Below are 26,228 nucleotides of genomic sequence, written 5' to 3'. Positions count from 1 at the left end.
CGCCTAAGTTATTAATAATAATTAAATCAAATAATTAACAACACTCACAATACTCACAACTGAACAGGACGTTATTATGCAAGAGGCGATATCCCTCTGGCCGCTAATCGGCATTGCCGTGATTGTGGTCGGTTTTGTATTACGCTTTAACCCGGTGCTGGTGGTGATTATCTCCGGGATCGTCACCGGCGTGGCGGCGCATATGCCAATAGCCACTATTCTGGAGAAACTGGGCGAGGGCTTCCTGAATACCCGTAATCTGCCGTTTATTCTGCTGCTGCCGCTGGCGGTGATCGGGCTGCTGGAGCGCCATGGTCTGAAAGAGCGGGCGCAGGCGTGGATCGCGAAGATCCATAGCGCGACCGCCGGACGTCTGCTGATCGTCTATCTGTTTGTGCGCGAAGCCACCGCCGCTCTGGGGTTGACCAGCCTCGGCGGACATCCGCAAATGGTGCGCCCGCTGCTGGCGCCGATGGCGGAGGGGGCGGCGGAAAAGCGCTTTGGCCCGCTGCCGGGCAATGTACGCTACCGCCTGCGCGCGATGTCGGCGGCGACCGATAACGTCGGGCTGTTCTTCGGCGAAGATATTTTTGTCGCCTTCGGCGCGATCATCTTCATGCACAACTTTATGCTGGAGTCGGGTGGGATCCAGACAGAACCGTTGCATATTGCCCTGTGGGGGATCCCGACGGCGATCTGCGCCTTTCTGATCCACGCCGCGCGCCTGTGGCGACTCGATCGCCATCTCCAGCGCGAGCTGGACCGGATAAACGCCGGACAGGCGAAAGGCGGTGCGGCATGAATTTCCAGCAAACCTATTTATACTGGCTGGCCGGCGCGGTACTGCTGGTCGTGGCTATCATGTCCTGGCGCGACAAAAGCAATCCGCGACGTCTGACAACCGGTCTGTTCTGGGGCCTGTACGGGCTGGTGTTCTTGCTCGGCGACTGGACATATCAACTGGTGGGCGATAAGCGTAAGGTGAATATCGCTGTCGGCGGGGTGGTGGTCGTCCTGGCGCTGATCGCCGGTTTTGGCGGCGTGCGCCTCGGCAGCTACCATCAGCGTAGCCAGGAAGAGAAAACCGCCAGCGCGAAACGCCTCGGCAACAAACTTTTCTTTCCGGCGCTGGCGATTCCGGTCGTCACCGTCATTGGCGTACTGCTGTTTAACAATCTGCCCTCATGGCAGGTGGCGCTCTTCGGGCCGGGCAACCACGCGACGCTGATTACTCTGTTCTCGATGACTGTCGGTACGCTGATTGGCCTGGCGATGGCGATTCGTATGACGCATGAAACGGTGGCGCAGCCAATGCAGGAAGCGCGCCGTTTGCTTGATTCCGTCGGCTGGGCCTTTATCCTGCCGCAAATCCTCGCGGTGCTGGGGCTGCTGTTTACCGCAGCGGGCGTCGGAACCAGCATTTCATGGCTGACCGAGCACTATCTGGCGGTCGATAACCGCTTTATCGCCGTGGCTGTGTATGCCATCGGCATGGCGGTGCTGACAATGGTGATGGGCAACGCCTTTGCCGCTTTCCCGATTGTGACCGCCGGAGTTGGCATTCCGATTTTAGTCCTGCAGCACGGCGGCAATCCGGCGGTAATGGCGGCGATTGGTATGTTTTCCGGCTACTGCGGCACGCTGATGACGCCGATGGCGGCGAACTTCAATATTGTCCCGGCGGCGCTGCTGGAACTGCCGGATAAAAATGCGGTGATTAAAGCCCAGATACCGACCGGTATCCTGCTGCTTATCGTCAATGTATTCTTACTCTATTTCCTGATGTTCCTGTAAGGAGGGATGATGGCTGGCGTATTGATTACCGGTTTTGAGCCGTTCGGCGGCGAAACGGTTAACCCTTCATGGGAAGTGGTTAAGCAGCTGGATGGCATGATTATTCGCGGACAGCAGGTGGTGGCTAAACAGTTACCCTGCGTATTCGGCGAAGCGCTGACGGTGCTGAAGGCGGCGCTGGAAACCTATCAACCGCGGCTGACGATTGCCGTCGGACAGGCCGGCGGCCGTGTCGATATTACCGTCGAACGTGTAGCGATCAATGTCGATGATGCGCGGATCCCCGACAATAAAGGCCAGCAACCGATCGATGAGCCGATCGTCGCTAATGGCCCTGCGGCCTGCTTCAGTACGCTGCCGATCAAAGCGATCGTTAGCGCGTTGCGCCAGCAGGGGATCCCGGCCTCGGTGTCGCAAACCGCGGGCACCTTCGTCTGCAATCACGTGATGTATGGTTTGCTGCATCAGTTGCAGGGAAAAAGCGGGCAGAAGGGAGGTTTTATCCATATTCCTTATCTGCCTGAACAGGCGGCGGCCCACCCGGGGCAGGCGAGTATGTCGGTCGCGACGGTACGCGCGGCGCTGGAAACGGCGATTGCCGTCGCCCTTGAACAGAATGACGATGTCAAAATTGGCGGCGGCGCCACCCATTAACAGAAGGATGACAGTATGCCGGAAGGTCCGGAGATCCGCCGTGCGGCGGATAAACTGGAGGCGGCAATAAAAGGCGAACCCTTAACCAACGTTTGGTTCGCCTTTCCTCAGTTGCAACCCTATCAAACTCAGCTAATTGGTCAGCGGGTGACCCATATCGCCACCCGCGGCAAGGCCCTGTTAACCCACTTCTCCGGCGGATTGACCCTGTATAGCCATAACCAGCTGTACGGCGTCTGGCGGGTGGTGGATGCCGGCGTTGAGCCGCAATCGAACCGCGTACTGCGTGTCAGGCTGCAGACCGCCAGCAAGGCGATTTTGCTCTACAGCGCGTCGGACATTGATATCCTCACGGCGGAGCAGGTTGCCAACCATCCGTTCTTGCTGCGCGTCGGACCGGACGTGCTGGACATGACGTTAACCGCGGAGCAGGTGAAAGCGCGGCTGCTGTCGGCCAAATTCCGCAATCGTCAGTTTTCCGGCCTGCTTCTGGATCAGGCTTTTCTTGCCGGGCTCGGAAACTATCTGCGGGTGGAAATTCTCTGGCAGGTGGGATTAAGCGGTAAGCGTAAAGCCGCTGAACTGAGCGACAGTCAGCTGGATGCGCTGGCGCACGCGCTGCTCGATATCCCGCGGCTGTCCTATCGTACTCGCGGTCTGGTGGATGACAACAAGCATCATGGCGCGCTGTTTCGCTTTAAGGTCTTCCATCGCGATGGGGAAAGGTGCGAACGCTGTGGGGGAATCATTGAGAAGACGACGCTCTCCTCGCGGCCATTTTACTGGTGTCCAGGATGCCAGCATTAAGCCGGCTGGCGGGCGATTTCAGCATGAAGCGCGTTATCAGGCATAAAAAACGCGCCAGCAGGCGCGTTTTTTATGATCCGGACAGTGAGATTAACGCTTAATGTCGGACTGGAAATCGCGTTTGGCGTAGCCGGTATACAGCTGACGCGGACGGGCGATCTTCATGCCATCGCTGTGCATTTCGTTCCAGTGCGCAATCCAGCCCACGGTACGCGCCATGGCGAAGATAACGGTAAACATGGAGGACGGAATACCCATCGCTTTCAGGATGATACCGGAGTAGAAGTCGACGTTCGGATACAGTTTCTTCTCGATGAAGTACGGGTCGTTCAGCGCGATATGCTCCAGCTCCATGGCCACCTGCAGCAGGTCGTCTTTGGTGCCCAGCTCTTTCAGCACTTCATGGCAGGTTTCACGCATCACGGTGGCGCGCGGATCGTAGTTTTTGTAAACACGATGGCCGAAGCCCATCAGGCGGAAAGAGTCATTCTTGTCTTTCGCACGACGAACAAATTCCGGAATGTGCTCAACGGAGCTGATCTCTTCCAGCATTTTCAGCGCCGCTTCGTTGGCGCCACCGTGTGCCGGTCCCCACAGGGAGGCGATGCCCGCAGCGATACAGGCGAACGGGTTAGCGCCGGAGGAGCCTGCGGTACGTACCGTGGAGGTCGACGCGTTCTGCTCGTGATCGGCGTGCAGGATCAGAATACGATCCATCGCGCGCTCCAGCACCGGATTGACTTCATACTCTTCGCACGGTGTCGCAAACATCATGCGCAGGAAGTTGCCGGCGTAGGAGAGGTCGTTGCGCGGATAAACAAACGGCTGGCCGATAGAATACTTGTAACACATGGCTGCCATGGTTGGCATTTTGGACAGCAGACGGTAGGCGGCAATCTCGCGGTGACGCGGGTTATTCACGTCGAGGGAATCATGATAGAACGCCGCCAGCGCGCCGGTGATCCCGCACATCACCGCCATCGGGTGGGAATCGCGACGGAACGCGTGGAACAGACGGGTGATCTGCTCATGAATCATGGTGTGGCGGGTGACGGTAGTTTTGAATTCGTCATATTCGGCCTGGGTCGGCTTTTCGCCGTACAGCAGGATATAACAGACTTCAAGATAATTAGATTCGGTCGCTAACTGGTCGATCGGGAAGCCGCGGTGCAGCAGGATCCCCTCGTCACCATCGATAAACGTAATTTTAGATTCACAAGAAGCCGTTGATGTGAAACCTGGGTCAAAGGTAAATACGCCTTTTGAACCAAGACTACGAATATCAATAACATCCTGACCGAGCGTGCCTTTTAGCACATCCAGTTCAATAGCAGTGTCACCACCCAGGGTGATTTTTGCTTTAGCATCAGACATTTATGGTCTCCTTAGCGCCTTTATTGCTTAAGACTGCCGGGTGGTGGATTTGCTTTCGGCCCGCGCCTGCATACGTTACCAGTTTGTTATGTTGCACACAGCTCTGCGTCAGCGAAAAGGGCAGGGTACAGAGCAACGGCGCTTGATGGCACGTCCTTCAGGGCTGCGGTGAAACAACAGCAAATCAGCGTTTTAGCAGTCCGAATATTAAAACCTATATACCACTAATAACTGTCCTGATTACATCGGTCAATACTGACACACTGTTACATAACTTATTCTCAGGTGAAAGAGTGACCCCATAACTTTTGAGCATTATTGCATTTAACTGGTAATGGTTGTAACAAGAATGTTTAATATTTGTCAAATCAGGTGATTAAAAATTAAAAAAATGTTGGTATCGTGACCTTGATCACTGTTCCGGAGAAAACCCAACAAACTATATGTAGGTTAATTGTAATGATTTTGTGAACGGCCTATACTGCGGCCAGGTCTCCGGAACACCCTGCAATCCCGAGCCACCCAGCGTTGTTTAGTGATGTTTTAATGCCTGAAAAGACGTTTTAACATGACTTCTGGTTATAGAAAGGACGCTGTCTGACCCGCAAGCAGACCGGAGGAAGGAAACAATAAGAACAGCATGTGGGCGTTATTCATGGTAAGAAATGTGAAAAAACAAAGACCTGTCAATCTGGATCTACAAACGATACGGTTCCCAATCACGGCGATAGCGTCCATTCTCCATCGCGTTTCCGGTGTCATCACCTTCGTGGCGGTCGGAATTCTGCTTTGGCTGCTGGGCACCAGCCTTTCCTCCCCAGAAGGTTTTCTGACGGCGGCCTCCATCATGGATAGCTTCTTTGTGAAGTTCATCATGTGGGGCATTCTCACCGCGCTGGCCTATCACGTCGTTGTCGGTATTCGCCATCTGATGATGGACTTTGGCTACCTTGACGAAACCCTCGAAGCAGGGAAACGTTCCGCCAAAATTTCTTTTGTTATTACTGTCGTGCTTTCACTTCTCGCAGGAGTCCTCGTATGGTAAGCAACGCCTCAGCACTGGGACGCAACGGCGTACATGACTTTATCCTGGTCCGTGCTACCGCCATCGTTCTGACCCTCTACATCATCTACATGGTTGGCTTCTTCGCCACCACCGGTGAAATCTCATGGGAAGTGTGGACCGGATTCTTTGCCTCCGGCTTCACTAAAGTCTTCACTCTGCTGGCTCTCGTTTCCATTCTCATCCATGCCTGGATCGGGATGTGGCAGGTGTTAACAGACTACGTTAAACCACTGGCTCTGCGCCTGGTTCTGCAACTGGCTATCGTTGTGGCGCTGGTGGCTTACGTTCTTTATGGATTTGTTGTGGTGTGGGGTGTGTAATGAAATTGCCAGTCAGAGAGTTTGATGCTGTTGTCATCGGTGCCGGCGGCGCAGGTATGCGCGCGGCGCTGCAAATTTCCCAGAGCGGACAGACTTGTGCACTGCTCTCCAAAGTGTTCCCTACCCGTTCCCATACCGTATCCGCGCAGGGTGGCATCACCGTCGCGCTCGGTAACTCCCATGAAGATAACTGGGAATGGCATATGTACGACACCGTAAAAGGGTCGGACTATATCGGCGACCAGGACGCCATCGAATACATGTGTAAGACCGGCCCGGAAGCGATTCTTGAGCTGGAGCACATGGGACTGCCGTTCTCTCGTCTTGACGATGGCCGTATTTATCAGCGCCCGTTTGGCGGCCAGTCGAAGAACTTCGGCGGCGAACAGGCGGCGCGTACCGCGGCGGCGGCTGACCGTACCGGTCACGCCCTGCTGCACACTCTGTATCAGCAGAACCTGAAAAACCACACCACTATCTTCTCCGAATGGTACGCCCTCGATCTGGTGAAAAACCAGGACGGCGCGGTAGTCGGTTGTACCGCCCTGTGCATCGAGACCGGCGAAGTGGTCTACTTTAAAGCCCGCGCCACCGTGCTGGCGACCGGCGGCGCAGGCCGTATCTATCAGTCCACCACCAACGCCCACATCAATACGGGTGACGGCGTCGGGATGGCCATCCGCGCCGGCGTGCCGGTGCAGGATATGGAAATGTGGCAGTTCCACCCGACCGGTATCGCCGGGGCTGGGGTTCTGGTTACCGAAGGTTGCCGCGGCGAAGGCGGTTACCTGCTGAACAAACACGGCGAACGCTTTATGGAGCGTTATGCCCCGAACGCTAAAGACCTGGCGGGCCGTGACGTGGTGGCGCGTTCCATCATGATCGAAATCCGCGAAGGCCGCGGTTGCGACGGTCCGTGGGGCCCGCACGCGAAACTGAAACTGGATCACCTCGGTAAAGAGGTTCTGGAATCTCGTCTGCCGGGTATCCTTGAACTTTCCCGTACCTTTGCCCACGTCGATCCGGTGAAAGAGCCGATCCCGGTTATCCCAACCTGTCACTACATGATGGGCGGTATCCCGACCAAAGTCACCGGCCAGGCGTTGACCGTGAATGAGAAGGGCGAAGACGTGGTGATCCCGGGCCTGTTCGCGGTAGGCGAAATCGCCTGCGTATCGGTCCACGGCGCCAACCGTCTGGGCGGCAACTCGCTGCTCGACCTGGTGGTCTTCGGCCGCGCGGCGGGCCTGCATCTGCAGGAATCCATTGCCGAGCAGGGCACGCTGCGCGACGCCAGCGAATCCGATATCGAAGGCTCGCTGGATCGCCTCAACCGCTGGAACAACACCCGCTCTGGTGAAGATCCGGTGGCGATTCGTAAAGCGCTGCAGGAATGTATGCAGCATAACTTCTCGGTGTTCCGCGAAGGCGATGCGATGCACAAAGGTCTGGAGCAACTGAAAGTGATCCGCGAGCGCCTGAAAAACGCCCGTATCGACGATACCTCCAGCGAGTTCAACACCCAGCGCGTTGAGTGCCTGGAGCTGGATAACCTGATGGAAACCGCCTACGCGACCGCCGTATCCGCTAACTTCCGTACCGAGAGCCGTGGCGCCCACAGCCGCTTCGACTTCCCGGATCGTGATGATGAAAACTGGCTGTGCCATTCCCTGTACCTGCCAGAGTCGGAATCCATGACGCGTCGTAGCGTCAATATGGAACCGAAACTGCGTCCGGCATTCCCGCCGAAGATTCGTACTTACTAATGCGGAGACAGGAAAATGAAACTCGAGTTTTCAATTTATCGCTATAACCCGGATGTTGACGACGCTCCGCACATGCAGGATTACACCCTTGAAGCGGAAGAAGGTCGCGACATGATGCTGCTGGATGCGCTGATCCAGCTGAAAGAAAAAGATCCGTCGCTGTCGTTCCGCCGCTCCTGCCGTGAAGGGGTCTGCGGGTCCGATGGTCTGAACATGAACGGGAAAAACGGTTTGGCGTGCATCACGCCAATCTCCGCGCTGAATCAGCCGGGCAAGAAGATTGTTATCCGTCCGCTGCCAGGATTACCGGTTATCCGTGATTTGGTGGTGGACATGGGGCAATTCTATGCACAATATGAGAAGATTAAGCCTTACTTGTTGAATAATGGGCAAAATCCTCCGGCTCGCGAGCATCTGCAGATGCCTGAGCAGCGTGAGAAACTCGACGGGCTGTACGAGTGTATTCTGTGCGCCTGCTGTTCGACCTCGTGCCCGTCGTTCTGGTGGAACCCGGACAAGTTCATCGGCCCGGCTGGCCTGCTGGCCGCGTATCGCTTCCTGATCGACAGTCGCGATACCGAAACCAGCGAGCGCCTGGACGGCCTGAGCGATGCTTTCAGCGTATTCCGCTGTCACAGCATTATGAACTGCGTCAGTGTGTGTCCGAAGGGGCTGAACCCGACGCGCGCCATCGGCCATATTAAGTCGATGCTGCTGCAGCGCAGCGCGTAAGCAACACGGTCTGTCCCGGATGGCGCTAGCGCTTATCCGGGCTACCAAAGCAGTAGCCCCGGCAAGCGTTAGCGCCGCCGGGGGATATAGCAGGAAATCTTTAAAAACCGCCACAAGATGTACCAGTAATCGAGGCGTTCAGTGCGAGGTAAGGCGGCAACTGAGCGCATCCCCGGGAGCATAGTGAACTATGTGACCGGGGTAAGCGAAGGCAGCCAACGCAACCGCAGCCTGAACGCTGAAGATTAATGGCAGTTTTTAAAGGTTCCTTAGCGGATAGAAACCACAACTCGTCCGCAACAAGTGAACCCCGGCACGTGCACTCGGTGTGCGTGGTAGTTTCTACGGCGAAATAAGCATATGAATGCTTAAGGGATCACGATGCAGAACGGCGCAATGAAAGCCTGGCTGGACTCTTCTTACCTCTCTGGTTCGAACCAGAGCTGGATAGAACAGCTCTATGAAGACTTCTTAACCGATCCTGACTCTGTTGACGCCAACTGGCGTTCAATGTTCCAGCAGTTACCTGGCACCGGAGTTAAACCGGATCAATTTCATTCCAAAACGCGTGATTATTTCCGTCGACTGGCGAAGGATGCCTCACGTTACACTTCTTCGATTTCCGACCCAGACACTAATGTGAAGCAGGTTAAAGTCCTGCAGCTCATCAACGCATACCGTTTCCGTGGCCACCAGCATGCGAATCTCGATCCGCTGGGGCTGTGGAAGCAAGAGAGAGTGGCGGATCTCGATCCGGCCTACCACGATCTGACCGAGGCCGATTTCCAGGAAAGCTATAACGTAGGTTCATTTGCCATCGGTAAAGACACGATGAAGCTGGGCGAGCTGATTGTCGCCCTCAAGCAAACCTACTGCGGCTCCATCGGCGCGGAATACATGCATATCACCTCTACCGAAGAAAAACGCTGGATCCAGCAGCGCATTGAATCGGTAGCTGGCAAAGCGAGCTTTACCCCGGAAGAGAAAAAACGCTTCCTCAGCGAACTGACCGCCGCGGAAGGTCTGGAGCGCTACCTCGGCGCCAAATTCCCGGGGGCGAAGCGCTTCTCGCTGGAGGGTGGCGACGCCCTGATCCCGATGCTCAAAGAGATGATCCGCCATGCAGGCAAAAGCGGCACCCGCGAAGTGGTGCTGGGCATGGCGCACCGCGGCCGTCTGAACGTGCTGGTCAACGTGCTGGGTAAAAAACCGCAGGACCTGTTCGACGAGTTCGCGGGCAAACATAAAGAACACCTCGGCACCGGCGACGTGAAGTACCACATGGGCTTCTCTTCCGATATGGAAACCGAAGGCGGTCTGGTGCACCTGGCGCTGGCGTTTAACCCGTCGCACCTCGAGATCGTCAGCCCGGTGGTTATCGGTTCCGTACGCGCCCGTCTGGATCGTCTGGACGAGCCAAGCAGCAACAAAGTTCTGCCTATTACCATCCACGGCGACGCCGCCGTCACCGGCCAGGGCGTGGTTCAGGAAACTCTGAACATGTCCAAAGCCCGCGGTTACGAAGTGGGCGGTACCGTGCGCATCGTTATCAACAACCAAGTGGGCTTCACGACCTCTAACCCGCTGGATGCGCGCTCGACGCCGTACTGCACCGACATCGGTAAAATGGTGCAGGCGCCGATTTTCCACGTCAATGCGGACGATCCGGAAGCGGTCGCCTTCGTCACCCGTCTGGCGCTTGATTTCCGCAATACCTTTAAACGCGATGTCTTCATTGATCTGGTGTGCTACCGCCGTCACGGCCACAACGAAGCCGATGAGCCGAGCGCAACCCAGCCGCTGATGTATCAGAAGATCAAAAAGCATCCGACTCCGCGCAAAATCTATGCTGACAAGCTGGAGCAGGAGAAGGTGGCGACTCTGGAAGATGCGACCGAGCAGGTTAACCTCTATCGCGATGCGCTGGATGCCGGCGAATGCGTGGTGCAGGAATGGCGTCCGATGAATATGCATTCCTTTACCTGGTCGCCGTACCTCAACCACGAGTGGGACGAGAGCTATCCGGATAAAGTTGAGCCGAAACGTCTGCAGGAGTTGGCCAAACGCATCAGCACGGTACCGGAAGGTATCGAAATGCAGTCCCGCGTGGCGAAAATTTACGCCGACCGCCAGGCGATGGCGGCAGGCGAGAAGCTGTTTGACTGGGGCGGCGCCGAAAACCTGGCCTACGCCACGCTGGTTGACGAAGGTATTCCGGTTCGTCTGTCCGGCGAAGACTCCGGCCGCGGCACCTTCTTCCACCGTCATGCGGTGATCCATAACCAGACCAATGGTTCAACCTACACGCCGCTGCAGCATGTCCATAACGGCCAGGGCCAGTTCCGCGTTTGGGACTCGGTACTGTCTGAAGAAGCGGTGCTGGCGTTCGAATATGGCTACGCCACCGCCGAGCCGCGCACTCTGACCATCTGGGAAGCGCAGTTTGGCGACTTCGCCAACGGCGCGCAGGTGGTGATCGACCAGTTCATCTCCTCCGGTGAGCAGAAATGGGGAAGGATGTGCGGCCTGGTGATGCTCCTGCCGCACGGTTACGAAGGCCAGGGCCCGGAGCACTCCTCCGCGCGTCTGGAGCGTTATCTGCAGCTGTGCGCTGAACAAAACATGCAGGTCTGCGTGCCGTCCACGCCGGCACAGGTTTATCACATGCTGCGTCGCCAGGCGCTGCGCGGTATGCGTCGTCCGCTGGTGGTGATGTCGCCGAAGTCGCTGCTGCGTCATCCGCTGGCGGTCTCCAGCATGGATGAGCTGGCGAACGGCACTTTCCTGCCGGCTATTGGTGAAATCGATCAACTTGATCCGCAGGCTGTGAAGCGCGTTGTGCTGTGCTCTGGTAAGGTTTACTACGACCTGCTGGAACAGCGCCGCAAAAACGAGCAAAAAGATGTCGCTATCGTTCGTATCGAGCAGCTCTATCCGTTCCCGCATCAGGCGGTGCAGGAAGCGCTGAAAGCGTATGCGCACGTGCATGATTTTGTCTGGTGCCAGGAAGAGCCGCTCAACCAGGGCGCATGGTACTGCAGCCAGCATCACTTCCGTGAAGTGATTCCGTTTGGGGCCTCTCTGCGTTATGCAGGCCGCCCGGCCTCCGCCTCTCCGGCGGTAGGGTATATGTCCGTTCACCAGAAACAGCAACAAGATCTGGTCAATGACGCGCTGAACGTCGATTAATTAAAGGATACACAATGAGTAGCGTAGATATTCTGGTTCCCGACCTGCCTGAGTCCGTAGCTGACGCAACCGTCGCCACCTGGCACAAAAAACCGGGCGACGCGGTCGTCCGTGACGAAGTTCTGGTCGAAATCGAAACTGACAAAGTGGTACTGGAAGTACCGGCATCAGCGGACGGCATTCTGGATGCAGTGCTGGAAGACGAGGGCGCCACCGTCCTGTCTCGCCAGATCCTTGGCCGCCTGCGCGAAGGCAACAGCGCAGGTAAAGAAAGCAGCGAGAAAGCCGATGCGAAAGCGTCCACTCCGGCGCAGCGTCAGCAGGCCTCTCTGGAAGAGCAGAACAACGACGCGCTGAGCCCGGCGATCCGTCGTCTGCTGGCTGAACACAACCTTGACCCAGCGGCCATCAAAGGCACTGGCGTCGGCGGTCGTCTGACCCGCGAAGACGTTGAGAAACATCTGGCGAAAGCCCCGGCGCCGGCAGAAGCCAAAGCGCCAGCCGCCGCCCCGGCAGCCGCGCCGGCGCCGCAGCTGGGCCACCGTTCGGAAAAACGCGTCCCGATGACCCGTCTGCGTAAACGCGTAGCCGAACGTCTGCTGGAAGCGAAAAACTCTACCGCCATGCTGACGACCTTTAACGAAGTCAACATGAAGCCCATCATGGATCTGCGTAAGCAGTACGGTGAGGCGTTCGAAAAACGTCATGGCATCCGCCTGGGCTTTATGTCCTTCTACGTGAAAGCGGTAGTGGAAGCGCTGAAACGCTATCCGGAAGTGAACGCTTCCATCGATGGCGACGACGTGGTGTACCACAACTACTTCGACGTCAGCATGGCCGTATCCACTCCGCGCGGTCTGGTCACCCCGGTGCTGCGTGACGTCGACCTGCTGGGCATGGCGGATATCGAAAAGAATATCAAAGAGCTGGCAGTGAAAGGCCGCGACGGCAAGCTGACCGTAGACGACCTGACCGGCGGTAACTTCACTATTACCAACGGCGGCGTCTTCGGCTCCCTGATGTCCACGCCGATCATCAACCCACCGCAGAGCGCTATTCTGGGTATGCATGCCATTAAAGACCGTCCGATGGCGGTCAATGGCAAGGTAGAGATCCTGCCGATGATGTACCTGGCGCTCTCCTATGACCACCGTCTGATCGACGGACGTGAATCGGTAGGCTTCCTGGTGGCGATTAAAGAGCTGCTGGAAGATCCGACCCGTCTGCTGCTGGACGTGTAGTCAGCAAGCGTATTACCTACCGTAGGCCGGATAACACGCGTTAGCGCCGTTATCAGGCCTACAGGTTTAAAGATAATTACACCCTGAAGGATGGACTGAACACATGAACTTACATGAATATCAGGCAAAACAACTTTTTGCCCGCTATGGCTTACCGGCGCCGGTGGGTTATGCCTGTACTACTCCGCGTGAAGCAGAAGAAGCCGCTTCAAAAATCGGCGCGGGTCCGTGGGTAGTGAAATGTCAGGTTCACGCTGGTGGCCGCGGCAAAGCGGGCGGTGTGAAAGTAGTTAAGAGCAAAGAAGAGATCCGCGCATTTGCCGAGCACTGGCTGGGCAAACGTCTGGTGACCTATCAAACAGATGCGAACGGCCAGCCGGTTAACCAGATCCTGGTTGAAGCGGCGACCGATATTGACAAAGAGCTGTACCTGGGCGCGGTTGTTGACCGTAGCTCCCGTCGCGTGGTGTTCATGGCGTCTACCGAAGGCGGCGTGGAAATCGAGAAAGTGGCGGAAGAGACCCCGCACCTGATCCACAAGATCGCCATCGATCCGCTGGCGGGCCCGATGCCTTACCAGGGTCGTGAACTGGCGTTCAAACTGGGTCTGGAAGGTAAACAGGTTCAGCAGTTCACCAAGATTTTCATGGGTCTGGCGACCATTTTCCTTGAGCGCGACCTGGCGCTGATCGAGATCAACCCGCTGGTGATCACCAAGCAGGGCGACCTGATCTGCCTCGACGGCAAACTGGGCGCTGACGGCAACGCGCTGTTCCGCCAGCCGGATCTGCGCGAAATGCGCGATCAGTCTCAGGAAGACCCACGTGAAGCGCAGGCGGCGCAGTGGGAACTGAACTACGTCGCGCTGGACGGCAACATCGGCTGCATGGTTAACGGCGCAGGCCTGGCGATGGGTACCATGGACATCGTTAAGCTGCACGGCGGCGAACCGGCTAACTTCCTCGACGTAGGCGGCGGCGCGACCAAAGAGCGCGTGACCGAAGCGTTCAAAATCATCCTCTCTGACGACAACGTTAAAGCGGTGCTGGTTAACATCTTCGGCGGCATCGTGCGTTGCGACCTGATCGCTGACGGCATCATCGGCGCGGTAGCGGAAGTAGGGGTTAACGTTCCGGTTGTTGTACGTCTGGAAGGTAACAACGCCGAACTGGGCGCGAAAAAACTGGCTGACAGCGGCCTGAATATTATTGCAGCGAAAAGTCTGACGGACGCAGCACAGCAGGTTGTTGCCGCAGTGGAGGGGAAATAATGTCAGTTTTAATCAATAAAGATACCAAGGTTATCTGCCAGGGCTTCACCGGTAGCCAGGGGACCTTCCACTCTGAACAAGCGATCGCTTACGGTACGCAAATGGTTGGCGGCGTGACGCCAGGCAAAGGCGGCACCACTCACCTGGGCCTGCCGGTGTTCAACACCGTGCGCGAAGCCGTTGAAGCGACCGGCGCGACCGCGACCGTGATCTACGTTCCGGCGCCGTTCTGCAAAGATTCCATCCTGGAAGCGATCGACGCGGGCATTAAGCTTATCATCACCATCACCGAAGGTATCCCAACGCTGGATATGCTGACCGTGAAGGTGAAGCTGGACGAAGCGGGCGTGCGTATGATCGGCCCGAACTGCCCGGGCGTTATCACTCCGGGCGAGTGCAAAATCGGCATCATGCCGGGTCACATTCACAAGCCGGGTAAAGTGGGCATCGTTTCCCGTTCCGGCACCCTGACCTATGAAGCGGTTAAGCAGACCACCGACTACGGCTTCGGCCAGTCTACCTGCGTCGGTATCGGCGGCGACCCGATCCCGGGCTCCAACTTCATCGATATCCTGAAGATGTTCGAGGAAGATCCGCAGACCGAAGCGATCGTCATGATCGGTGAGATCGGCGGCAGCGCGGAAGAAGAAGCGGCTGCTTATATTAAAGATCATGTCACTAAGCCGGTTGTCGGCTACATCGCGGGCGTTACCGCGCCGAAAGGCAAGCGTATGGGCCACGCGGGCGCTATCATCGCCGGCGGTAAAGGTACAGCGGATGAGAAATTCGCAGCGCTGGAAGCGGCGGGTGTGAAAACTGTTCGCAGCCTGGCCGACATCGGCGAAGCGCTGAAAGCTATTATCAAGTAAACCCTCTCTGCTTGTCCGCAAGCAGAAATCTGTCCGATTTCGACATGGTTGGCCACCGTCAGGTGGCCTTTTTTGTGACCGTTATCCCGTCTCGTCAGAACCGCAGCGCCAACAACGAATTGATTTTCTGCGAAAAGCCCTATCTATCATATTGATTTAATTTATTATTTAATAAGTATTTTCGATGCGCTGTACTGGCTAAAAAATATATCCCGGCTGTACCGTTGGGAAACAAAAGCGGCAGCGAAAAAGCGTGGGGCAGGGGATAAGGAAGAAGATAAAATACTGTGAGCGGTCTAACATTATTCGGAACGGTTCCTTTTTTTTGTTTTTTTTCCACGACGTTAAATAATATTACCTATGATTCTCATATCTCTCTTTTTAGTAACTGGAAAAGCCATAGTTTAAACACTTAATTAACATTAAGTTCACCAATATTCTTTATTGGGCTACATAATTAACACATAGAGTAAAAATTGATTTATATCAATACTTAATCCTTGGAAAAATCCCTCAAAAAACGTTAAATTGTCTCAAGTCAAATTGGCTGAATTCAGCCATCTTCACTATATATTGATCACCGTCGAAAAATGTAAAACTGGAACAATAAAAACATATTTATTGTAAGGTTATTGCGGCGTAATATATTGGGGAATCAATTGGGTTTTTCGTTAACGTATTTGTAACCTTACCCTGGCATGGTTTTACCTTCGATTGAAACCTGCTGTGGACGGGCGACAAATAAATTTGTATTGGGGCATGCGTATGAGCCAGAGCTTCTCGGTTCATTTTCGGAGTCTTCATGCGATGAGCAAGGAGTCATGATGTTAGATATAGTCGAACTGTCGCGCTTACAGTTTGCCTTGACCGCGATGTACCACTTCCTGTTTGTGCCGCTAACGCTCGGTATGGCGTTCCTGCTGGCCATCATGGAAACGGTCTACGTCCTTTCCGGCAAACAGATTTATAAAGATATGACCAAATTCTGGGGCAAGTTGTTTGGTATCAACTTCGCGCTGGGTGTGGCGACCGGTCTGACCATGGAGTTCCAGTTCGGGACTAACTGGTCGTATTACTCACACTACGTGGGCGATATCTTTGGTGCGCCGCTGGCCATTGAAGGTCTGATGGCCTTCTTCCTCGAATCCACCTTTGTAGGTCTGTTCTTCTTCGGTTGGGATCGTCTGGGCAAAGTTCAGCACATGGCCGTCACCTGGCTGGTTGCGCTGGGTTCCAACCTCTCCGCGCTGTGGATCCTTGTCGCCAACGGCTGGATGCAGAACCCTATCGCATCGGACTTCAACTTCGAAACCATGCGTATGGAGATGGTCAGCTTCTCTGAACTGGTGCTCAACCCGGTCGCCCAGGTGAAATTCGTTCACACTGTGGCGTCGGGCTATGTCACCGGCGCGATGTTCATCCTGGCGATTAGCTCCTGGTACATGCTGAAAGGTCGCGACTTCGCCTTTGCCAAGCGCTCCTTTGCCATCGCAGCCAGCTTCGGTATGGCGGCGATCCTCTCCGTTATTGTGCTGGGTGACGAATCCGGTTACGAAATGGGTGACGTGCAGAAAACCAAACTGGCGGCTATCGAAGCAGAGTGGGAAACCCAGCCTGCGCCGGCGGCCTTCACCCTGTTTGGTATTCCCGATCAGAATGCGCAGACCAACCACTTTGCGATCCAGATCCCCTACGCGCTGGGCATCATTGCTACCCGCTCGGTGGACAAGCCGGTTATCGGCCTCAAGGATCTGATGGTTCAGCACGAAGAGCGTATCCGTAACGGCATGAAAGCCTACGCGCTGCTGGAACAGCTGCGCGCCGGTTCAACCGATCAGGCCGTGCGCGACCAGTTCAATAACGTGAAGAAGGACCTCGGTTATGGCCTGCTGTTGAAGCGCTATACCCCGAACGTCGCTGACGCCACGGAAGAGCAGATCGCCAAAGCGACCAAAGATTCCATTCCAAGCGTCGCACCGCTGTACTTCGCCTTCCGTATCATGGTGGCGTGCGGCATCCTGATGCTGCTGATTATAGGCGCCTCCTTCTGGAGCGTGATCCGTAACCGCATCGGCGAGAAAAAATGGCTGCTGCGCGCCGCATTCTACGGCCTGCCGCTGCCGTGGATTGCCGTGGAGTCGGGCTGGTTTGTTGCCGAATACGGCCGTCAGCCGTGGGCGATTGGTGAGGTCCTGCCGACGGCGGTGGCTAACTCATCATTGACCGCGGGCGACCTGATCTTCTCAATGTTGCTGATCTGTGGTCTGTACACGCTGTTCCTGGTGGCTGAACTGTTCCTGATGTTCAAGTTTGCCCGCAAAGGACCTAGCAGCCTGAAAACCGGCCGCTATCACTTTGAACAGTCCTCTGCGGCTATTCAGTCGGCACGCTAAGACAGGAGTCGTCAAATGATCGATTATGAAGTATTGCGTTTTATCTGGTGGCTGCTGATTGGCATTCTGCTGATTGGTTTTGCCGTCGCCGACGGGTTCGACATGGGGGTGGGCATGCTCACCCGCTTCCTCGGCCGCAACGACACCGAGCGTCGGATTATGATCAACGCCATCGCCCCGCACTGGGACGGTAACCAGGTGTGGCTGATCACCGCCGGCGGCGCGCTGTTCGCTGCCTGGCCGATGGTTTACGCCGCGGCGTTCTCTGGCTTCTATGTGGCGATGATTCTGGTGCTGGCCTCGCTGTTCTTCCGTCCGGTCGGTTTTGACTACCGTTCCAAGATCGAGGACACCCGCTGGCGCAACATGTGGGACTGGGGCATCTTCATCGGTAGCTTCGTGCCGCCGCTGGTGATTGGCGTGGCCTTTGGCAACCTGCTGCAGGGCGTGCCGTTCCACGTCGATGAATACCTGCGTCTGTTCTATACCGGTAACTTCTTCCAGTTGCTGAACCCGTTTGGTCTGCTGGCCGGTATCGTCAGCGTGGCGATGATCCTGACTCAGGGCGCCACCTATCTGCAGATGCGTACCGTAGGCGAACTGCACCTGCGTACTCGCACCGTTTCCATGGTGGCGGCGCTGGTGACGCTGGTCTGCTTCGCGCTGGCGGGCGTGTGGGTCTACTACGGCATCGACGGCTATGTGGTGAAATCGGTGATTGACCATACCGGCCCGTCTAACCCGCTGACCAAGGAAGTGGTGCGGGAAGCTGGCGCGTGGATGGTGAACTTTAACAATATGCCAGCGCTGTGGGCGGTGCCTGCCCTGGGCGTGGTGTTGCCGCTGCTGACCGTCGTTTCGACCAAAGCGGATAAAGGTGCCTGGGCATTCCTGTTCTCCTCGCTGACCCTGGCCTGCATCATTCTGACTGCCGGTATCGCGATGTTCCCGTTCATCATGCCGTCCAGCACCATGCTGAACGCCAGCCTGACAATGTGGGACGCGACCTCCAGTCAGCGGACGCTGAACCTGATGACCTACGTGGCGATTGTTTTCGTGCCGATCATTCTGGCCTACACCAGCTGGTGTTACTGGAAGATGTTTGGCCGCATAACGCGCGAAGACATCGAAAAGAATACCCACTCGCTGTACTAAGGTAAGGAGCTATATATGTGGTACTTCGCATGGATTTTGGGAACGCTTCTTGCCTGTGCTTTTGGGGTCATTACCGCGCTGGCGCTTGAGCACGTGGAAGCCACCAAAGCCGGGAAGAAAGAAGAAATCTGATGAAATTTATCGCTACTCTGTACGCGATAATGGACAAGCGCCCGCTCCGGGCGCTTTCCTTATTGATGGCGCTGCTGCTGGCTGGCTGCATTTTCTGGGATCCGTCGCGCTTTGCGGCGAAGACCAGCGAGCTGGAAATCTGGCATGGTTTCTTGCTGATGTGGGCGGTTTGCAGCGGCGTTATTCACGGCGTGGGCTTTCGCCCGCGTGCCGTTCACTGGCAGGGGATTTTTTGTCCGCTTATCGCTGATATCGTGCTCGCTTTAGGTCTCTTCTTTTTCTTCTTTTGAATAAGAGATCTCTGTTAATGCTATGGGCTTGCATAAGCCCATAAAAATTTACGCCCCGTTTACTTTCCCCCATTCCAAAGCACCTTTCCCGCGCGTATAGTAGCGAAGTTTGAAAGCTCTAACCTTTTTTTGCATTACCGGGATGTAAAGTGAATACAACGCTGTTTCGATGGCCGGTTCGGGTCTACTACGAAGATACCGATGCCGGTGGTGTGGTTTACCACGCCAGTTACGTCGCTTTTTATGAAAGAGCACGCACAGAGATGCTGCGCCACCATCACTTTAGTCAACAGGTGCTGTTGGCTGAACGCGTTGCCTTCGTGGTTCGCAAAATGACGCTGGAGTATTTTGCCCCCGCCAGACTCGACGACATGCTCGAAGTCCAGACGGAAATTACCTCGATGCGCGGCACCTCTTTGGTTTTCACGCAGCGAATCGTCAACGCCGAGAATACAGTGTTAAACGAAGCTGAGGTTCTCATTGTGTGCGTTGATCCACTCTTAATGAAGCCACGTGCGCTTCCCAAGTCTATTGTCGCGGAGTTTAAGCAGTGACTGACATGAATATCCTTGATTTGTTCCTGAAGGCGAGCCTTCTGGTAAAACTTATCATGTTGATTTTGATTGGTTTTTCTATCGCTTCCTGGGCTATCATTATTCAGAGAACGCGTATCCTTAACTCGGCCGCGCGTGAAGCTGAAGCGTTCGAGGACAAATTCTGGTCCGGGATCGAGCTCTCTCGTCTGTACCAGGAGAGCCAGGGGCGTCGCGATAACCTGACCGGTTCGGAACAAATCTTCTACAGCGGTTTCAAAGAGTTTGCACGCCTGCATCGGGCTAACAGCCATGCGCCGGAAGCGATTGTCGAAGGGGCATCGCGCGCGATGCGTATTTCGATGAACCGCGAACTGGAAACGCTGGAGACCCATATTCCGTTCCTCGGCACCGTAGGCTCGATCAGCCCGTATATCGGTCTGTTCGGTACCGTCTGGGGGATTATGCACGCCTTTATCGCCCTTGGCGCGGTGAAGCAGGCCACCCTGCAGATGGTGGCGCCAGGTATCGCCGAAGCGCTGATCGCCACCGCGATTGGTCTGTTCGCCGCAATCCCGGCGGTCATGGCGTATAACCGCCTGAACCAGCGCGTGAACAAGCTTGAACTGAATTACGACAACTTTATGGAAGAGTTCACCGCTATTCTGCACCGTCAGGCCTTTACCACCAGCGAAAGCAATAAGGGGTAAGCCATGGCCAGAGCACGTGGACGCGGACGTCGCGAACTGAAGTCCGAGATCAACATCGTTCCGCTGCTGGATGTCCTGCTGGTGCTGCTGCTGATCTTTATGGCAACGGCGCCGATCATTACGCAGAGCGTGGAAGTCGATCTGCCGGACGCCACGGAATCGCAAGCGGTGAAAAGCAATGACGATCCGCCGGTGATTGTGGAAGTCTCCGGGGTAGGGCAGTACAGCGTGAAGGTGGGGCAGGAGACGCTGTCCCAGCTGCCGCCGGAGCAGGTAATTGCCGAAGCGAAGCGTCGTCTTGAAGCCAATGAAAAAACGGTATTCCTGATCGGCGGTGCGAAAGACGTCCCTTACGATGAAATTATTAAAGCGCTGAACCTGTTGCATAGTGCAGGGGTTAAATCGGTCGGCTTGATGACCAAACCTATTTAATCGCTTCAGGTAGGTGCGTCCGCGCGGCGTCCGGTGGCGGGTATCGCTCGTCGTCGGTGCGCATCGCGGATACAGGCGAACAGCTTTTGGGAACCGATAGTGTCAAAGGCAACCGAACAAAACGACAAGCTTAAACGAGCGATCATCATTTCAGTCGCGCTGCACATCATTCTGATCGCGCTGCTGATCTGGAGTTCGTTTGACGAGCATCTGGATGCCTCTGCCGGCGGCGGCGGATCGTCGATTGATGCCGTCATGGTCGATCCGGGGGCGGTGGTAAATAACTATAACCGTCAGCAACAGCAGCAGGCCAGCGCACGTCGCGCCGCTGAACAGCGTGAAAAACAGGCGCAGCAGCAGGCGGAAGAGTTACGTGAGAAACAGGCGGCGGAACAGGAACGGCTGAAACAGCTCGAACAGGAGCGGCTGCAGGCGCAGGAAGCGGCGAAAGAAGCGAAGGAGCAGCAGAAGCAGGCTGAAGAAGCGGCTGCCAAGGCCGCCGCGGCGGCAAAAGCCAAAGCGGACGCACAGGCAAAAGAAGCGCAGGAAGCCGCTGCCAAAGCGGCCGCCGAGGCGAAAGCGAAGGCGGATGCCCAGGCGAAAGCGGCAGAACAGGCGGCGGCCAAGGCGGCTGCTGACGCGAAGAAGCAGGCCGAAGCCGCTGCAGCGAAAGCCGCTGCCGAGGCGAAGAAACAGGCGGAAGCTGAAGCGGCGAAAGCTGCGGCCGAGGCGCAGAAGAAAGCGGAAGCGGCGGCTGCGAAGAAAGCGCAACAGGAAGCGGAGAAAAAAGCCCAGCAGGAAGCGGCTAAGCAGGCGGCAGCTGAAAAAGCGGCTGCCGAAAAAGCCGCTGAGAAAGCAGCCGCGCAAAAAGCGGCCGCTGAGAAGGCCGCCGCCGAGAAAGCCGCAGCCGCTGAAAAAGCGGCGGCAGCGAAAGCGGCTGCAGCAGAGAAGGCTGCAGCTGATAAAGCGGCCAAGGCGGCAGCAGCAAAAGCCGCGGCGGCGAAGAAAGCGGCGGCTGCGAAAGAAGCGGACGGCGTTGACAACCTGCTCGGCGATCTGAGTTCTGGTAAGAATGCGCCTAAAACAGGCGGTGGGGCCAAAGGAAACAATGCCTCCGCTGCCGGGAGTGGTAATACTAAAAACAGTGCCTCAGGGGCTGATATCAACAACTATGCCGGACAGATAAAATCGGCGATTGAAAGTAAGTTTTATGACGCATCGTCCTATGCGGGCAAAACATGTACCTTGCGTATCAAACTTGCTCCTGACGGTCTGTTGTTAAATATACAGTCCGAAGGTGGTGATCCTGCTCTGTGCCAGGCCGCTCTTGCCGCAGCCCGACAGGCTAAGTTTCCGAAACCACCTAGCCAGGCAGTATATGAAGTCTTCAAAAATGCGCCACTGGACTTCAAACCTCAGTGACATTTTTCCCCGTGCAAACGGGGAAAAACAATCTATGGTAGTCACAGGGTTTTGGTAGTTTTGTATATTTGAGTTTGTTAACATTCTGCTAAATTATCGTGGGCTTTCCGCCCGGATAAGGGAGATATGATGAAGCAGGCATTACGAGTAGCATTTGGTTTTTTAATGCTGTGGGCGGCGGTGCTGCACGCAGAAGTACGTATCGAGATCACCCAGGGGGTGGACTCGGCGCGCCCTATCGGCGTGGTACCGTTCCAGTGGGCCGGCCAGGGCGCTGCGCCGGAAGATGTCGGTGGTATCGTGGCAGCTGACCTGCGCAACAGCGGTAAATTCAATCCGCTGGATCGCTCTCGTCTGCCGCAGCAGCCGACTAGTGCCCAGGAAGTGCAGCCTGCTGCCTGGTCTGCGCTGGGTATTGACGCCGTAGTCGTCGGCCAGGTCACGCAAAATCCGGATGGTTCTTATCAGGTTGCGTATCAACTGGTGGACACCGGCGGAGCGCCGGGCACAACGCTGGCGCAAGGTTCTTTTAAAGTCACTAAGCAGTACCTGCGCTATGCGGCGCACGCGGCCAGCGACGCGGTATTTGAGAAGCTGACCGGCATCAAGGGCGCCTTCCGTACCCGTATCGCCTACGTGGTGCAGAAAAACGGCGGCCAGTACCCTTACGAACTGCGCGTGTCCGACTACGATGGTTACAACCAGTTCCTGGTTCACCGTTCCTCCCAGCCGCTGATGTCCCCGGCCTGGTCTCCGGACGGTTCTAAACTGGCCTACGTTACCTTTGAAAGCGGTCGTTCTGCGCTGGTGGTTCAGACCCTGGCGAACGCCTCTGTGCGTCAGATCGCCTCCTTCCCGCAGCACAACGGCGCCCCGGCGTTCTCACCGGATGGTTCTAAACTGGCGTTCGCGCTGTCGAAAACCGGTAGCCTGAACCTGTACGTAATGGATCTGGGATCGGGTCAGATTCGTCAGGTGACCAACGGTCGCAGCAACAACACCGAACCAAGCTGGTTCCCGGACAGCCAGAATCTGGCCTTCACTTCTGACCAGGCAGGTCGTCCGCAGGTATATAAAGTCAACATTAATGGCGGCACGCCGCAGCGTATCACCTGGGAAGGTTCTCAGAACCAGGACGCCGACGTGAGCGCGGATGGTAAAACCATGGTAATGGTCAGCTCGGCCGGCGGTCAGCAGCACATTGCCAAACAAGATCTGGAAACGGGTGGTGTACAGGTTCTGTCATCAACGTTTTTAGACGAAACGCCAAGTCTGGCACCTAACGGCACTATGGTAATCTACAGCTCTTCTCAGGGGATGGGATCCGTGCTGAATCTGGTTTCTACAGATGGGCGTTTCAAAGCGCGTCTTCCGGCAACTGATGGACAGGTAAAATCGCCTGCCTGGTCGCCGTATCTGTGATAATAAATAATTGATTATTAAAGGAATCAAAGAAATGCAACTGAACAAAGTGCTGAAAGGGCTGATGATCGCTCTGCCGGTTATGGCAATCGCGGCATGTTCTTCTAACAAGAACGCCAGCAACGACCAGAGCGGTGAAGGCATGCTGGGTGCCGGCACTGGTATGGACGCTAACGGTAACGGCGGCAACATGTCTTCTGAAGAGCAAGCTCGTCTGCAGATGCAGCAGCTGCAGCAGAACAACATCGTTTACTTCGATCTCGACAAGTACGATATCCGTTCTGACTTCGCTGCTATGCTGGACGCGCACGCTAACTTCCTGCGCAGCAACCCGTCCTACAAAGTGACTGTAGAAGGTCACGCGGATGAGCGCGGTACGCCGGAATACAACATCGCTCTGGGTGAGCGTCGTGCTAACGCCGTTAAGATGTATCTGCAGGGCAAAGGTGTTTCTGCCGATCAGATCTCCATCGTTTCTTACGGTAAAGAAAAACCAGCAGTACTGGGTCATGACGAAGCGGCATATGCCAAAAACCGTCGCGCCGTACTGGTTTACTAAGAGAATTGCATGAGCAGTAACTTCAGACATCATTTATTGAGTCTGTCGTTACTGGTTGGCATAGCGGCCCCCTGGGCCGCTTTTGCTCAGGCGCCAATCAGTAGTGTCGGCTCAGGCTCGGTCGAAGACCGCGTCACTCAACTCGAGCGTATTTCCAATGCTCACAGCCAGCTTTTAACCCAACTCCAGCAACAACTCTCTGATAACCAGACTGACATTGATTCTCTCCGCGGGCAGATCCAGGAGAACCAGTACCAGCTGAATCAGATCGTTGAGCGCCAGAAACAGATTCTGCTGCAGATAGATAGTTTGAGCAGCGGTGGCGGCGCAGCATCAGGTGCGCAGGCTCCGTCGTCTTCTGGCGATCAGAGCGCGGCTGCCACCAGCGCAGCGCCAGCGGCCACCTCAGGCGCCCCGGCGATGACCGGCGATGCGAACACCGATTATAATGCCGCTATTGCCCTGGTGAAGGATGCCTCACGCCAGGATGACGCGATGGTGGCGTTTCAAAACTTCGTCAAAAAGTACCCGGATTCAACCTACCAGCCAAACGCTAACTACTGGCTCGGGCAGTTGAACTACAATAAGGGGAGAAAAGACGACGCGGCGTTTTACTTCGCTTCGGTGGTGAAGAACTACCCGAAATCGCCAAAAGCGCCTGACGCGATGTTTAAAGTCGGCGTGATCATGCAGGACAAAGGTGATACCGCGAAAGCGAAAGCGGTTTACCAGCAGGTGATCAATAAATTCCCCGGCACCGACGGTGCGAAACAAGCGCAAAAACGACTTAATGCTCTTGGTTGATTACGGCATGACCAGAAATCGCGTTATTTCTGGTCTTGTCGCCTGAATCGCCAGCAGTTAAGTGATCTTTATCGAAATTTTAGTTGCGCTGAATTCTGAAATCAGTAATATATGCCGCCGTTGCCAAGGGATATCAAACAAGCCCAAAGCAATGCCAGAGTGGGTCGTTAGCTCAGTTGGTAGAGCAGTTGACTTTTAATCAATTGGTCGCAGGTTCGAATCCTGCACGACCCACCAATCGTTCTGGTGGAACGCGATAGTAAAACGTGAAGGATAACGTTGCGTCAGCAACGGCCCGTAGGGCGAGGCGAAGCCGAGTCATCCTGCACGACCCACCGCTTAGTAGTATCCAGCGTAGTATCGGGTGATTAGCTCAGCTGGGAGAGCACCTCCCTTACAAGGAGGGGGTCGGCGGTTCGATCCCGTCATCACCCACCACCGGGTCGTTAGCTCAGTTGGTAGAGCAGTTGACTTTTAATCAATTGGTCGCAGGTTCGAATCCTGCACGACCCACCATCTTTAACATCGAACGTCGGTGTTAAACGTGAAGGATAACGTTGCTTCAGCTACGGCCCGAAGGGCGAGCGAAGCGAGTCATCCTGCACTCCAATCATTTTTATGATGGGGTAGGTGGACGCAGTATCGGTAGTATCCAGCGCAGTTTCGGGTGATTAGCTCAGCTGGGAGAGCACCTCCCTTACAAGGAGGGGGTCGGCGGTTCGATCCCGTCATCACCCACCACTCGGGTCGTTAGCTCAGTTGGTAGAGCAGTTGACTTTTAATCAATTGGTCGCAGGTTCGAATCCTGCACGACCCACCAATTTCAGTATTTAACTCAGATGCTGAACGTGAAGGATAACGTTGCGACAGCAACGGCCCGAAGGGCGAGGCGAAGTCGAGTCATCCTGCACGACCCACCATCCTGAATGATGGCAGCAGTAAAATCCCGCAAGGGGTCGTTAGCTCAGTTGGTAGAGCAGTTGACTTTTAATCAATTGGTCGCAGGTTCGAATCCTGCACGACCCACCAATGTAAAAAGGCGCCCTAAAGGCGCCTTTTTGCTATCTGCATTTCCCTGCCACTCATCAATGTTAATAATTTCTTAATTCATCATTTTCCCACGGTCACGCTGCGCTTACCGTGCCTGCACAGGATACGAACCGGTCGTTCGGGCAGATGCGCAGCACCGTCCCCGGGAAAAGGGTCTGATGTACAAAATTCATCACGACTTTTAGCTCGTAATCGGCTATCTTGTTTAGCATATAAAACACCATGACCGTGTTAAGCCGCCGAC

25 protein-coding genes and 6 tRNA genes are annotated in these 26,228 nt (G+C 55.6%); 29 read left to right on the top strand and 2 right to left on the bottom strand.

The window, feature by feature from the left end:
- Positions 1-76: 76 nt before the first annotated feature.
- Genes KB892_RS18020 through nei form a run of 4 tightly spaced genes read left to right on the top strand, consistent with a single transcriptional unit; the run spans position 77 to position 3,255 of the window.
- Positions 77-802: a DUF969 domain-containing protein gene (locus KB892_RS18020; RefSeq protein WP_002894928.1), complete on the top strand. Its 726-nt coding sequence runs from the start codon at positions 77-79 to the stop codon at positions 800-802.
- Positions 799-1,794 carry a DUF979 domain-containing protein gene (locus tag KB892_RS18015; protein ID WP_004152224.1) on the top strand — a complete coding sequence of 332 codons (996 nt, stop codon included), beginning with the start codon at positions 799-801 and terminating at the stop codon, positions 1,792-1,794. Before KB892_RS18020 ends, KB892_RS18015 begins: the two co-directional genes overlap by 4 nt.
- 9 nt (positions 1,795-1,803) lie before the next feature.
- Positions 1,804-2,448, top strand: a complete 645-nt coding sequence (gene pcp / locus KB892_RS18010; RefSeq protein WP_002894932.1) for a pyroglutamyl-peptidase I — start codon at positions 1,804-1,806, stop codon at positions 2,446-2,448.
- Positions 2,449-2,463: 15 nt separating this feature from the next.
- Complete coding sequence (nei, locus tag KB892_RS18005) at positions 2,464-3,255, top strand: endonuclease VIII (protein ID WP_002894935.1); 792 nt, start codon at positions 2,464-2,466, stop codon at positions 3,253-3,255.
- 90 nt (positions 3,256-3,345) lie between these two features.
- Here the strand turns inward: nei and gltA are convergent, their stop codons facing one another.
- The gene (gltA, locus tag KB892_RS18000) at positions 3,346-4,629 is read right to left on the bottom strand and encodes a citrate synthase (RefSeq protein ID WP_002894943.1); all 1,284 of its coding nucleotides are present in this window, start codon (positions 4,627-4,629) and stop codon (positions 3,346-3,348) included.
- A gap of 640 nt (positions 4,630-5,269) precedes the next feature.
- On the opposite strand from gltA, the gene sdhC reads away from it, so the two are divergent.
- The 25 genes from sdhC (at position 5,270) to KB892_RS17875 (ending at position 25,963) form a co-directional block, all read left to right on the top strand.
- Positions 5,270-5,674: a succinate dehydrogenase cytochrome b556 subunit gene (gene sdhC, locus KB892_RS17995; protein ID WP_004142216.1), complete on the top strand. Its 405-nt coding sequence runs from the start codon at positions 5,270-5,272 to the stop codon at positions 5,672-5,674.
- Positions 5,668-6,015 carry a succinate dehydrogenase membrane anchor subunit gene (gene sdhD / locus KB892_RS17990; protein ID WP_002894949.1) on the top strand — a complete coding sequence of 116 codons (348 nt, stop codon included), beginning with the start codon at positions 5,668-5,670 and terminating at the stop codon, positions 6,013-6,015. Before sdhC ends, sdhD begins: the two co-directional genes overlap by 7 nt.
- Entirely contained in the window at positions 6,015-7,781 is a 1,767-nt protein-coding gene (gene sdhA / locus KB892_RS17985) for a succinate dehydrogenase flavoprotein subunit (protein WP_002894951.1), read from the top strand. Before sdhD ends, sdhA begins: the two co-directional genes overlap by 1 nt.
- A gap of 15 nt (positions 7,782-7,796) precedes the next feature.
- Positions 7,797-8,513 (top strand): succinate dehydrogenase iron-sulfur subunit SdhB, encoded by a 717-nt coding sequence (sdhB, locus tag KB892_RS17980; protein WP_002894954.1) that lies wholly within the window; start codon positions 7,797-7,799, stop codon positions 8,511-8,513.
- 381 nt (positions 8,514-8,894) lie between these two features.
- Positions 8,895-11,702, top strand: a complete 2,808-nt coding sequence (gene sucA, locus KB892_RS17975; RefSeq protein ID WP_004152222.1) for a 2-oxoglutarate dehydrogenase E1 component — start codon at positions 8,895-8,897, stop codon at positions 11,700-11,702.
- Between the two features lie 14 nt (positions 11,703-11,716).
- Positions 11,717-12,943, top strand: coding sequence for a 2-oxoglutarate dehydrogenase complex dihydrolipoyllysine-residue succinyltransferase (gene odhB, locus KB892_RS17970; protein WP_004142209.1), 1,227 nt, complete (start codon positions 11,717-11,719; stop codon positions 12,941-12,943).
- A gap of 103 nt (positions 12,944-13,046) precedes the next feature.
- Positions 13,047-14,213, top strand: coding sequence for an ADP-forming succinate--CoA ligase subunit beta (gene sucC, locus KB892_RS17965; protein ID WP_002895039.1), 1,167 nt, complete (start codon positions 13,047-13,049; stop codon positions 14,211-14,213).
- Entirely contained in the window at positions 14,213-15,082 is an 870-nt protein-coding gene (sucD, locus tag KB892_RS17960; RefSeq protein WP_002895043.1) for a succinate--CoA ligase subunit alpha, read from the top strand. The genes sucC and sucD overlap by 1 nt, the downstream gene beginning before the upstream one ends.
- An 824-nt stretch (positions 15,083-15,906) precedes the next feature.
- Positions 15,907-17,475 carry a cytochrome ubiquinol oxidase subunit I gene (gene cydA, locus KB892_RS17955; RefSeq protein ID WP_002895047.1) on the top strand — a complete coding sequence of 523 codons (1,569 nt, stop codon included), beginning with the start codon at positions 15,907-15,909 and terminating at the stop codon, positions 17,473-17,475.
- A gap of 15 nt (positions 17,476-17,490) precedes the next feature.
- Complete coding sequence (cydB, locus tag KB892_RS17950; RefSeq protein WP_002895049.1) at positions 17,491-18,630, top strand: cytochrome d ubiquinol oxidase subunit II; 1,140 nt, start codon at positions 17,491-17,493, stop codon at positions 18,628-18,630.
- A gap of 15 nt (positions 18,631-18,645) precedes the next feature.
- Positions 18,646-18,762 carry a cytochrome bd-I oxidase subunit CydX gene (gene cydX / locus KB892_RS17945; protein ID WP_002895051.1) on the top strand — a complete coding sequence of 39 codons (117 nt, stop codon included), beginning with the start codon at positions 18,646-18,648 and terminating at the stop codon, positions 18,760-18,762.
- On the top strand, positions 18,762-19,052 hold the full coding sequence (gene ybgE, locus KB892_RS17940) for a cyd operon protein YbgE (protein ID WP_002895053.1): 291 nt from the start codon (positions 18,762-18,764) through the stop codon (positions 19,050-19,052). Before cydX ends, ybgE begins: the two co-directional genes overlap by 1 nt.
- A 149-nt stretch (positions 19,053-19,201) precedes the next feature.
- The gene (gene ybgC, locus KB892_RS17935; RefSeq protein ID WP_002895056.1) at positions 19,202-19,606 is read left to right on the top strand and encodes a tol-pal system-associated acyl-CoA thioesterase; all 405 of its coding nucleotides are present in this window, start codon (positions 19,202-19,204) and stop codon (positions 19,604-19,606) included.
- Positions 19,603-20,295 carry a Tol-Pal system protein TolQ gene (gene tolQ, locus KB892_RS17930; RefSeq protein WP_004152221.1) on the top strand — a complete coding sequence of 231 codons (693 nt, stop codon included), beginning with the start codon at positions 19,603-19,605 and terminating at the stop codon, positions 20,293-20,295. Before ybgC ends, tolQ begins: the two co-directional genes overlap by 4 nt.
- A gap of 3 nt (positions 20,296-20,298) precedes the next feature.
- The gene (tolR, locus tag KB892_RS17925; protein WP_002895061.1) at positions 20,299-20,727 is read left to right on the top strand and encodes a colicin uptake protein TolR; all 429 of its coding nucleotides are present in this window, start codon (positions 20,299-20,301) and stop codon (positions 20,725-20,727) included.
- A gap of 99 nt (positions 20,728-20,826) precedes the next feature.
- Positions 20,827-22,149, top strand: coding sequence for a cell envelope integrity protein TolA (tolA, locus tag KB892_RS17920; RefSeq protein WP_002895064.1), 1,323 nt, complete (start codon positions 20,827-20,829; stop codon positions 22,147-22,149).
- A gap of 129 nt (positions 22,150-22,278) precedes the next feature.
- Positions 22,279-23,571 (top strand): Tol-Pal system beta propeller repeat protein TolB, encoded by a 1,293-nt coding sequence (tolB, locus tag KB892_RS17915; protein ID WP_002895066.1) that lies wholly within the window; start codon positions 22,279-22,281, stop codon positions 23,569-23,571.
- A gap of 34 nt (positions 23,572-23,605) precedes the next feature.
- A complete protein-coding gene (gene pal, locus KB892_RS17910) occupies positions 23,606-24,130 on the top strand; it encodes a peptidoglycan-associated lipoprotein Pal (RefSeq protein WP_002895068.1) in 525 nt (174 codons plus the stop codon).
- Between the two features lie 9 nt (positions 24,131-24,139).
- Entirely contained in the window at positions 24,140-24,934 is a 795-nt protein-coding gene (gene cpoB / locus KB892_RS17905) for a cell division protein CpoB (protein WP_002895071.1), read from the top strand.
- A 161-nt stretch (positions 24,935-25,095) separates the two neighbouring features.
- Positions 25,096-25,171, top strand: a tRNA-Lys gene (locus KB892_RS17900).
- A gap of 125 nt (positions 25,172-25,296) precedes the next feature.
- Positions 25,297-25,372, top strand: a tRNA-Val gene (locus tag KB892_RS17895).
- 2 nt (positions 25,373-25,374) lie between these two features.
- Positions 25,375-25,450 (top strand) — tRNA-Lys (locus KB892_RS17890).
- 149 nt (positions 25,451-25,599) lie between these two features.
- Positions 25,600-25,675: transfer RNA gene (locus tag KB892_RS17885), tRNA-Val, on the top strand.
- 3 nt (positions 25,676-25,678) lie between these two features.
- Positions 25,679-25,754: transfer RNA gene (locus tag KB892_RS17880), tRNA-Lys, on the top strand.
- 133 nt (positions 25,755-25,887) lie between these two features.
- Positions 25,888-25,963, top strand: a tRNA-Lys gene (locus KB892_RS17875).
- A 95-nt stretch (positions 25,964-26,058) separates the two neighbouring features.
- On the opposite strand, the gene KB892_RS17870 is transcribed toward KB892_RS17875, so the two are convergent.
- A complete protein-coding gene (locus tag KB892_RS17870) occupies positions 26,059-26,208 on the bottom strand; it encodes a hypothetical protein (protein WP_004218635.1) in 150 nt (49 codons plus the stop codon).
- Positions 26,209-26,228: the final 20 nt, after the last annotated feature.

This window comes from Klebsiella sp. P1927, from assembly GCF_018204675.1.
In the GTDB taxonomy this organism is placed as follows: domain Bacteria; phylum Pseudomonadota; class Gammaproteobacteria; order Enterobacterales; family Enterobacteriaceae; genus Klebsiella; species Klebsiella pneumoniae.
The sequence above is the reverse complement of the archived record's forward strand: the minus strand, read 5'-3'. Positions and strand labels throughout refer to the sequence as shown.